This is a genomic window from Streptococcus sp. HMSC064D12 (assembly GCF_001837205.1).
Classification (GTDB): domain Bacteria; phylum Bacillota; class Bacilli; order Lactobacillales; family Streptococcaceae; genus Streptococcus; species Streptococcus salivarius_D.
Window position 1 is genome coordinate 1,168 of sequence record NZ_KV831772.1, and the last position, 796, is coordinate 1,963.

At 40.1% G+C, this 796-nt stretch carries 1 protein-coding gene; it reads right to left on the reverse strand.

All coding sequences use genetic code 11. The features are described from left to right. Positions 1-613 (reverse strand): amino acid ABC transporter ATP-binding protein (locus HMPREF2697_RS09850; protein WP_070850548.1); only part of this gene is annotated, 613 nt, incomplete at its 3' end. Positions 614-796 lie beyond the last annotated feature (183 nt).

Sequence of the window (796 nt, forward strand, 5' to 3'; positions counted from 1 at the left end):
CACTGCGGGCAAAGCCCATTTCGTGGGTTACGACAACCATGTTCATACCACCTTTGGCAAGGTTTTGCATAACCGCAAGCACGTCACCGATAGTCTCTGGGTCAAGAGCTGACGTTGGTTCGTCAAAGAGCAAGAGCTCAGGATTCATGGCAAGACCACGGGCAATAGCGATACGTTGTTTTTGCCCACCAGAAAGCATACCAGGGTATGAATCCTTCTTGTCCCACATGTTAACGTAGCGAAGGAATTTTTCAGCAGTCTTTTCAGCCTCTGCCTTACTGATTCCAAGAACCTTGATAGGTGCCAAGGTTACATTTTCAAGAACGGTTTTGTGAGGGTAAAGGTTAAAGTGTTGGAAAACCATCCCCGCTTCCTTACGAAGCTCAACCAAATCTTTGGCAGAAGCTTCCGTCACATTATGTCCATTAACGATAAGTGTACCGTTATCGATTGATTCCAAGGCATTGATTGTACGGATAAGGGTAGATTTCCCTGATCCAGAAGGGCCCAAGAGAACCACAACTTGTCCTTTTTCAATTTCTAGATTGATGTCACGAAGTGCATGATAATCTCCGTAATATTTATTGACATTTTTAAATTCAATAAGTGCCATAAGAGCCTCCTATAATGGATTTACTTGTTAGCTTTTCTAACATATATTGAATTTTAGCATAAGTAAAGTCGAAAGTCAAAAAATTCCGAATATTCTTTCAAAACGTTCGGTTTTTACTAAATAATTAATCATTTTTTGATATAAATATGAGAAAAACAAAAACCCACCCGTAGGTGAGTTTTT